Below are 9,020 nucleotides of genomic sequence, written 5' to 3'. Positions count from 1 at the left end.
GGCAAGGTCGTGTGGGTGTTCCCGGGGCAGGGTTCGCAGTGGGTCGGGATGGGGCGTGAGCTGCTGGACGCCTCGCCGATCTTCGCGCAGCGGGTCGCTGAGTGCGCTGTCGCGCTTGAGCGGTGGGTCGACTGGTCGTTGATCGATGTGCTGCGCGGTGAGACCGATCCCGAGCTGCTGGACCGGGTGGAGGTGTTGCAGCCCGCTTGTTTCGCGATGATGGTCGGCTTGGCGGCGGTGTGGTCGTCGGTCGGCGTCGTGCCGGACGCGGTGGTGGGGCACTCGCAGGGTGAGATCGCCGCGGCGTGTGTCGCGGGCGCGTTGTCGCTTGAAGACGCGGCGCGGGTGGTGGCGTTGCGCAGTCAGGCCATCGGCGCCGAGTTGTCCGGGCGCGGTGGCATGGCGTCGGTGGCGCTGAGCGAGGTCGACGCGGTCGCGCGGTTGGCGCCGTGGGCGGGCCGGGTCGAGGTCGCGGCTGTCAACAGCCCCTCATCGGTCGTGGTGGCCGGTGACGCGCACGCGCTGGACGAGGTCCTGGGATCGCTGGCCGGGGAGGGTGTCCGGGTGCGGCGGGTGGCCGTGGACTACGCCTCGCACACCCGCCACGTCGAGGACCTGCGCGGCACGTTGGACAAGGCGTTGGCCGGGATCAGCGCGCACGCGCCGGTGGTGCCCTTCTACTCGACCGTCACCAGCGAGTGGGTCGACGACGCCGGTGTCCTGGACGGCGACTACTGGTACCGCAACCTGCGCGGGCAGGTGCGCTTCGGGCCGGCCCTGGCCGCGCTGCTCGCTCAGGGCCACGGCGTGTTCGTGGAGCTCAGCGCGCACCCCGTGCTGGTGCAGCCGGTCACCGAGGCCGCCATCGACGCCGACGCCGACGCAGTGGTGGCCGGGTCGCTGCGCCGCGACGACGGCGGGCCCCGGCGGCTGCTGACGTCGATGGCGGAGGTGTTCGCGCGCGGCGTGGCGGTCGACTGGACCGGCGTGCTGCCGCAGGCCGCGACCGGGTGGGTGGACCTGCCGACCTACGCCTTCGACCGCCAGCACTTCTGGCTGCACGAAGCCGACAGCGACACCGCCGACGCCCCAGACGGCGCGGACGCCGACTTCTGGGCCGCCGTCGAACAGGCCGACCTGGACTCGCTGGCCGGGCTGCTGGAGACCGACCAGCGCGGCGCGCTGACCGAGGTCGTCCCGCTGCTCGCCGAGTGGCGGGGCAGGCGGCGCGAGCGCTCGACGGCCGAGAAGCTGCGCTACCACGTCACCTGGCGCCCGCTCGAGCGCGACGCCGCGGGCGTGCCCGGCGGCCGGTGGCTGGTCGTCGCGCCGTCCGAGCGACCCGGGGCGACTGACGCCCTGCTCGCGGAGCTGACCGGTCAGGGCCTCGACGTGGTCCTGCTGGAGGTCGGGGCGGGCGACGGCGGCCGGGACCGGCTCGCCGAGCGGCTGTCCGGACTGCTGGCCGAGCACGACGTGACCGGCGTGCTGTCCCTGCTGGCACTGGACCAGCGGGCGGCCGACGACCCGACCGCGCTCACGGCCTCGACCCTCGCACTCGTCCAGGCGCTCGGCGACCTCGCCGCGACCCCGCCGCTGTGGTGCCTGACCAGGGGCGCGGTGAACACCGGCATCCAGGACGCGCTGACCGCCCCGGCCCAGGCCGCGCTGTGGGGCCTCGGCCGCGCCGCCGCCCTCGAACGCCTCGATCGCTGGGGCGGCCTGGTCGACCTGCCCGCGACGACCGAGCCGCGCGCGGTCGAGCGCCTGCTCGGCGTGCTGACCGGCGCGACGGGCGAGGACCAGCTCGCGGTGCGGCGCTCGGGCGTCTACACCCGGCGGCTGGTCCGCAAGCCCGTGCCCGAGGCCACCGGCGACAACCGCTGGCGGCCCCGGGGCACGGTCCTGGTGACCGGGGGCGCCGACGGCCTCGGCAGGCACGCCGCGGTCTGGCTGGCGACCGAGGGCGCCGAACGGCTCGTCGTCACCACCGCGTCCGGGGCGGACGTGGCGGACCTGCGGACGGAACTGGCTGAGCTGGGCCTGAGCACGGTGGTGGAGTCCTGCGACGGGGCCGACCGGGACGCGATCGCCCGGCTGGTGGCGGACCCGGGCCTGCCGCTCACGGCCGTGGTGCACGCCGCCGACATCACCCAGACCAGCACCGTCGACGACACCACCCCGGCCGACCTCGCCGAGGTGTTCGCGGTCAAGGTCGACCCGGCGGTGTGGCTCGACGAGCTGCTCGCGGACACCCCGCTGGACGCCTTCGTCGTGTTCTCCTCGATCGCGGGCGTCTGGGGCGGTGGCGGCCAGGGCCCGTCCGGCGCGGCGAACGCCGCCCTCGACGCCCTGGTCGAGTGGCGCCGGGCCCGGGGCCTGCGGGCGACGGCGATCGCCTGGGGCGCCCTGGACCAGATCGGCGTCGGCATGGACGCCGCCGCCCTCGCCCAGCTCCGCCGCCGCGGCGTGCTGCCGATGGCCCCGCCGCTGGCGGTGACCGCCATGGTGCGGGCGGTGCGGGCCAACGAGAAGGCGGTGAGCGTCGCCGACATGGACTGGGCCGCCTTCATCCCCGCCTTCACCTCCGTGCGCCCCAGCCCGCTGTTCGCCGACCTGCCCGAGGCGCGGGAGGCGCTGCGGGCCGCGCAGCCCGACGGCGAGGACAGCGCCGCCGCCGCCTCCCTCGCGGGCTCGCTGCGGTCGGTGTCCGACGCCGAGCAGAACCGCGTCCTGCTCCGGCTGGTCCGCGGGCACGCCTCGACGGTCCTGGGCCACGGCGGCGCCGATGGGATCGGCCCCCGCCAGGCGTTCCAGGAGGTCGGCTTCGACTCGCTGGCCGCGGTCAACCTCCGCAACAGCCTGCACGCGGCCACCGGGCTGCGCCTGCCCGCCACGCTGATCTTCGACTACCCGACGCCGGAGGCGCTGGTCGGGTACCTGCGCGCGGAGCTGCTGGCCGAGGTCGACGACGGCCTCGACGGCCGCGAGGACGACCTGCGACGGGTCTTGGCGTCGGTGCCGTTCGCCCGCTTCAAGGAGGCCGGGGTGCTCGACGCGCTGCTCGGCCTGGCCGACGCGGACACCGACCCCGTCGCGGAGGTGGGCGCGGTGGCGCCGCCCGCGGCCGACCCGGACCTGATCGACGGCCTCGACGTCGCCGATCTCGTGCGACGCGCCCTGGGCAAGACGAGCTGACACCAATGGTGAACGAATCGTGGAGGATGGTTATGTCGGCGCCAGACGAGCAGGTCGTCCAGGCACTGCGTGCCTCGCTGAAGGAGAACGCCCGCCTCCAGCAGGAGAACAGCACACTGGCCGCGGCAGCCGCGGAGCCCATCGCGATCGTCTCCATGGCCTGCCGGTACGCGGGCGGTATCCGCGGCCCGGAGGACCTGTGGCGGGTGGTGTCCGAGGGCGCGGACGTCTACACGGGCTTCCCCGCCGACCGCGGCTGGGACGTCGAGGGCCTCTACCACCCCGACCCGGACAACCCCGGCACGACCTACGTGCGGGAGGGCGCCTTCCTGCACGGGGCGGCGGAGTTCGACGCGGGCTTCTTCGGCATCTCACCCCGTGAGGCGCTGGCGATGGACCCCCAGCAGCGGCAGCTCCTGGAGGTGTCCTGGGAGACCTTCGAGCGGGCGGGCATCGACCCGCACTCGGTGCGGGGCAGCGACGTCGGCGTGTTCTCCGGTGTCGTGCACCAGGACTACGCGCCGGACCTGAGCGGGTTCGAGGGCTACCTCAGCCTGGAGCGCGCCCTGGGCACCGCGGGCGGCGTCGCCTCCGGTCGGGTCGCCTACACCCTCGGCCTCGAGGGCCCCGCGGTCACCGTCGACACCATGTGCTCGTCCTCGCTGGTCGCACTGCACCTGGCCGCCCAGGCGCTGCGCCGCGGCGAGTGCTCGATGGCGCTCGCGGGCGGCGCGACGGTCATGGCGACCCCGGGCGGGTTCGTCGGCTTCGCGCGCCAGCGGGCGCTGGCCTTCGACGGCCGCTGCAAGTCCTACGCCGCGGGTGCCGATGGCTCCGGGTGGGCCGAGGGCGTCGGCGTGCTGCTGCTGGAGAGGCTGTCGGTGGCGCGCGAGCGCGGGCACCAGGTGCTGGCGGTGATCCGCGGCAGCGCGGTGAACCAGGACGGCGCCTCCAACGGCCTGACCGCGCCCAACGGTCCCGCGCAGCAGCGGGTGATCCGCAACGCGCTCGCAGGCGCCGGGCTGAGCGCGTCCGATGTGGACGCCGTCGACGGCCACGGCACCGGCACCGTCCTGGGCGACCCGATCGAGGCCCAGGCGCTGCTGGCCACCTACGGCCAGGGCAGGGACCCGGGGCGGCCGCTGTGGCTGGGGTCGGTCAAGTCCGTCATCGGGCACACCCAGGCCGCCTCCGGTGTGGCCGGTGTGATCAAGATGGTGCAGGCGCTGCGGCACGGCAGGCTCCCGGCGACCCTGCACGTGGACGCCCCCAGCCCCCAGGTGGACTGGACCTCCGGCGCGGTCGAGCTGCTGACCCAGGCCCGCGACTGGGCGCCCGGCGGCCAGCCGCGCCGCGCGGGCGTGTCGTCGTTCGGCGCCAGCGGGACCAACGCGCACCTGATCTTGGAGGAAGCACCCGAGGAGCAGGCCGCCGCCGACCCCGCGCCTGCCGGTGTGGTGCCACTGGTCGTGTCGGCCGGGACCACCGCTTCCCTCGCCGAGCAGGCGAAGCGCCTGGCTGAGTTCGTGGAGGGTGGCGGGGCGCCGCTGGCGTCGGTGGCGGGCGCGCTGGTGACGGGCCGGGCCACGCTCGCCGAGCGGGCCGTGGTGGTCGCCGGGTCCGACGCCGAGGCACTGGCCGGGCTGACCGCCCTGGCCCGGGGCGAGCACGCCCCCGGCCTGGTCACCGGGTCGGGCTCGCCGGGCAAGGTCGTGTGGGTGTTCCCCGGGCAGGGTTCGCAGTGGGTCGGCATGGGCCGGGAGCTGCTGGACTCGTCGCCGGTGTTCGCCGAGCGGGTCGCCGAGTGCGCGACCGCGTTGCGGCGGTGGGTCGACTGGTCCCTTGTGGACGTGCTGCGCGGTGCGGCCGACCCCGACCTGCTCAAGCGGGTCGACGTCGTGCAGCCCGCGAGCTTCGCGGTGATGGTGGGGCTGGCGGCGGTGTGGTCGTCGGTCGGCGTGGTGCCGGACGCGGTGGTGGGCCACTCGCAGGGTGAGATCGCCGCCGCGTGCGTGGCGGGCGCGCTGTCGCTGGACGACGCGGTGCGGGTGGTGGCGTTGCGCAGCCAGGCCATCGCCGCCGGGCTGTCCGGGCGCGGCGGGATGGCGTCGGTGGCGCTGTCGGCCGATGAGGCGACCGCGCGGGTGCGGCCGTGGGCGGGCCGGGTCGAGGTCGCCGCGGTCAACGGGCCGGCGTCCGTGGTCGTCGCGGGTGACGCCGAGGCGCTGGACGAGGTGCTTGAGGCGCTGGACGACCAGGGTGTCCGCGTGCGGCGGGTGCCGGTGGACTACGCCTCGCACACCCGGCACGTCGAGGACATCCGCGACGCGCTCGCCGAGTCGCTGGCCGGGGTCGCGGCCCTGGCGCCGACCGTGCCGTTCTACTCGACGGCGACCGGCGGCTGGGTCACCGGCGCCGGAGTGGTCGACGGCGGCTACTGGTACCGGAACCTGCGCGGTCAGGTGGGCTTCGGCCCGGCCGTGGCCGAGCTGGTCGAGCAGGGGCACGGCGTCTTCGTCGAGCTGAGCGCCCACCCCGTCCTGGTGCAGCCCATCAGCGAAGTCCTGGATGGCGCTGACCGCGAGGTCGTGGTCGTCGGGTCGCTGCGCCGGGACGAGGGGGGCCCGCGGCGGCTGCTGGCGTCGATGGCGGAGCTGTTCGTGCGCGGGATCTCCCTCGACTGGGCCGCCGTGCTGCCCGCCGGGGCGGCGTCCGCGCGGGTGGACCTGCCGACCTACGCCTTCGACCACCAGCACTACTGGATCGACCTGGCCGGGGCGGCGTCCGACGCGGCGTCGCTTGGCCTGGCCGGGGCCGACCACCCGCTGCTCGGCGCGGTCGTGCCGCTGCCGCAGTCCGACGGCCTGGTGTTCACCTCGCGGCTGTCGCTGCGCACGCACCCCTGGCTGGCCGACCACGCGATCGGCGGGGTCGTGCTCGTGCCCGGCACGGTCTACGTCGACCTCGCCGTGCGCGCGGGCGACGAGTTCGGCTTCGGCGTGCTCGAGGAGCTGGTGATCGAGGCCCCGCTGGTGCTGCCCGCCCACGGCGGCACGCGGGTGCAGGTCGCCGTGGGCGGGCCGGGCGCGACCGGGTCCCGCGCCGTCGACGTGTACTCGCTGCGCGAGGACGACCCCGACGGCGGCTGGACCCGGCACGCCACCGGTCTGCTGGCCGAGTCCGGGACGCGGTCGAGCACCCAGGACTTCGACTTCGCCGCCTGGCCGCCCGCCGGGGCCGAGCCGGTCCCGGTCGAGACCTTCTACCCCGACCTGCTCGAGCGCGGCTACGCCTACGGGCCCGCCTTCCAGGGGATGCGCGCGGTGTGGCGGCGCGGCGCCGAGGTGTTCGCCGAGGTGTCGCTGCCCGAGGAGCACCGGGAGGACGCGGGCCGGTTCGGCATCCACCCGGCGCTGCTGGACGCCGCCCTGCACACCAACGCCTTCGCCAACCCCGACGACGACCGGCAGGTGCTGCCCTTCGCCTGGAACGGGCTGCTGCTGCACGCCGTCGGCGCCTCGGCGCTGCGGGTGCGGGTCGCGCCGTGCGGGCAGGACGCGCTGTCGTTCCAGGCGGCCGACGAGTCCGGCGGCCTGGTCCTGACGATGGACTCGCTGGTCTCCCGGGTGGTCTCCGCCGAGCGGTTGGAGGTCGCGGCGGACTCGGCCCACGCGGACTCGCTGTTCGGCGTGGAGTGGACCGAACTCACCCACGGCGCGGAGCCCACGCCGTCCTGGGTCGCGGTGACCACGGCGGACGACGTGGCCACCCCGCCCGCCGTGGCCGTCCTGGAGGCTGTCGGCGACGAGCCGCTGGCGCTGACCGCTCGGGTGCTGGGGGTCTTGCAGGCGTGGGGCGGTGACGAGCAGTCGCGGCTGGTGGTCGTGACCCGGGGCGCGACGCCCGCGGGCGACGGCGTGGTGACCGACCCGGCGGGCTCGGCCGTGTGGGGCCTGGTGCGCGCCGCGCAGGCGGAGTACCCCGACCGCGTCGTGCTGATCGACACCGACCCCGCCGCCTCCGATGGTGTGCAGTCGGTCCTGGGCACTGTCCTGGCCTCCGGTGAGCCGCAGGTGGCGGTGCGCGGGACGACCCTGTCCGTGCCCCGGCTCGTCCGGGCCGCCGACCAGGCCGAGGCCGTGCCCGTCACGTTTAGTCCGGAAGGGACGGTGCTGGTCACCGGCGGCACCGGGTCGCTGGGCGCCGTCGTCGCCCGGCACCTGGTCACCGCGCACGGCGTGCGCCGCCTGGTGCTCGCCAGCAGGCGCGGTCCGGACGCCGAGGGCGCGCGGGACCTGGTCGCCGAGCTGACCGGGCTGGGCGCGGACGTGGCCGTGGCCGCCTGCGACGTGTCCGACCGCGACCAGGTGGCGGCCCTGCTGTCCGCGCACCCCGTGACCGGCGTGGTGCACCTGGCGGGCGTGCTCGACGACGGCGTGATCGCCGCGCTGACCCCCGAACGGCTCGCGGGCGTGTTCGCGCCGAAGGTCGACGCGGTGCGCCACCTCGACGAGCTGACCCGCGACCGCGACCTGGACGCGTTCGTGGTGTTCTCCTCCGCCGCCGCGCTCATGGGGTCGGCGGGCCAGGGCAACTACGCCGCCGCCAACGCCTTCCTCGACGGCCTGGTGGCCGCCCGCCGCGCGGCCGGGCTGCCCGGCCTGTCGCTGGCCTGGGGCCTGTGGGAGCAGAGCACCGGCCTCACCGCCCAGCTCAGCGACGTCGACAAGGCGCGGATGAGCCGGGGCGGCGTGCTGGCGCTGACCCAGGCCGAGGGCCTGGACATCCTCGACACCAGCCTGGCGCTGGCCCCGGCGCTGCTGGTCCCGATCAAGCTCGACCTGCGGGCGGTGCGCGCCGACGCGGCCTCGGGCGGGGGCGTCCCGCACCTGCTGCGCGGCCTGGTCCGCGCGGGCCGCCGCACGGCGCGCGCGGCCGCCGGGGACGCGGGCGGCCTGGTCCGCAGGCTCGCCGGGCTGCCCGCCGCCGAGCAGGAGGCCGTCCTGCTGACCATCGTCCAGGCCGAGGCGGGCGGTGTCCTCGGCTTCAGCGGCCCGGAGCTGGCGCAGGGCACGCGCGGGTTCAGCGACATCGGGTTCGACTCGCTGACCGCCGTCGAGCTGCGCAACCGGCTCAGCGCGGCCACGGGCGTCAAGCTGCCCGCCACGCTGGTCTTCGACTACCCCACGCCGGTGGCGCTCGCCCGCCACCTGCGCGAAGAGCTGGGCGACTCGGTGTCGGGCGCCCCCGCCGCGACGGCGGTTGCCGTCGACCCCGACGAGCCGATCGCGATAGTGGGCATGGCGTGCAGGCTGCCGGGCGGGGTGACCGGGCCGGACGAGCTGTGGCGGCTCGTGCACGAGGGCCGCGAGGGCATGTCGCCGTTCCCCGACGACCGGGGCTGGGACCTGGCCGGGCTGTCCGACCGGGCAGGCACCTCGGAGGAGAGCAAGGCCGGGTTCCTCCAGGGCGCAGGCCTGTTCGACGCCGGGTTCTTCGGGATCTCGCCGCGTGAGGCGCTGGCGATGGACCCGCAGCAGCGGCTGCTGCTGGAAGCCTCCTGGGAGGCGCTGGAGCGCGCGGGCGTCGACCCGGTCGCCGCGCGGGGCAGCGACATCGGCGTCTTCTCGGGCGTGTCGATCCACGACTACCTCGAATCCCTGACCGCCATGCCCGAGGAACTGCAAGGCTTCGTCACGACCGCCACGGCGGGCAGCGTGGCGTCCGGCCGGGTGGCCTACACGTTCGGCTTCGAGGGCCCGGCGGTCACGGTGGACACGGCGTGCTCGTCGTCGTTGGTGGCGATGCACTTGGCCGCGCAG

2 protein-coding genes are annotated in these 9,020 nt (G+C 75.8%); both read left to right on the top strand.

Annotation, left to right across the window (positions count from 1 at the left end; genetic code table 11):
• On the top strand, positions 1-3,198 hold a 3,198-nt coding region (locus GCL84_RS23275; protein ID WP_156757678.1), incomplete at its 5' end, for an SDR family NAD(P)-dependent oxidoreductase.
• Between the two features lie 32 nt (positions 3,199-3,230).
• A partial coding sequence (locus GCL84_RS23270) for a type I polyketide synthase (protein ID WP_156757677.1) occupies positions 3,231-9,020 on the top strand: 5,790 nt, incomplete at its 3' end.

It is taken from the genome of Actinokineospora pegani, from assembly GCF_009745975.1.
In the GTDB taxonomy this organism is placed as follows: domain Bacteria; phylum Actinomycetota; class Actinomycetes; order Mycobacteriales; family Pseudonocardiaceae; genus Actinokineospora; species Actinokineospora pegani.
Note: the sequence above shows the minus strand (reverse complement) of the source record. Positions and strands in the feature narration are given on the sequence as shown.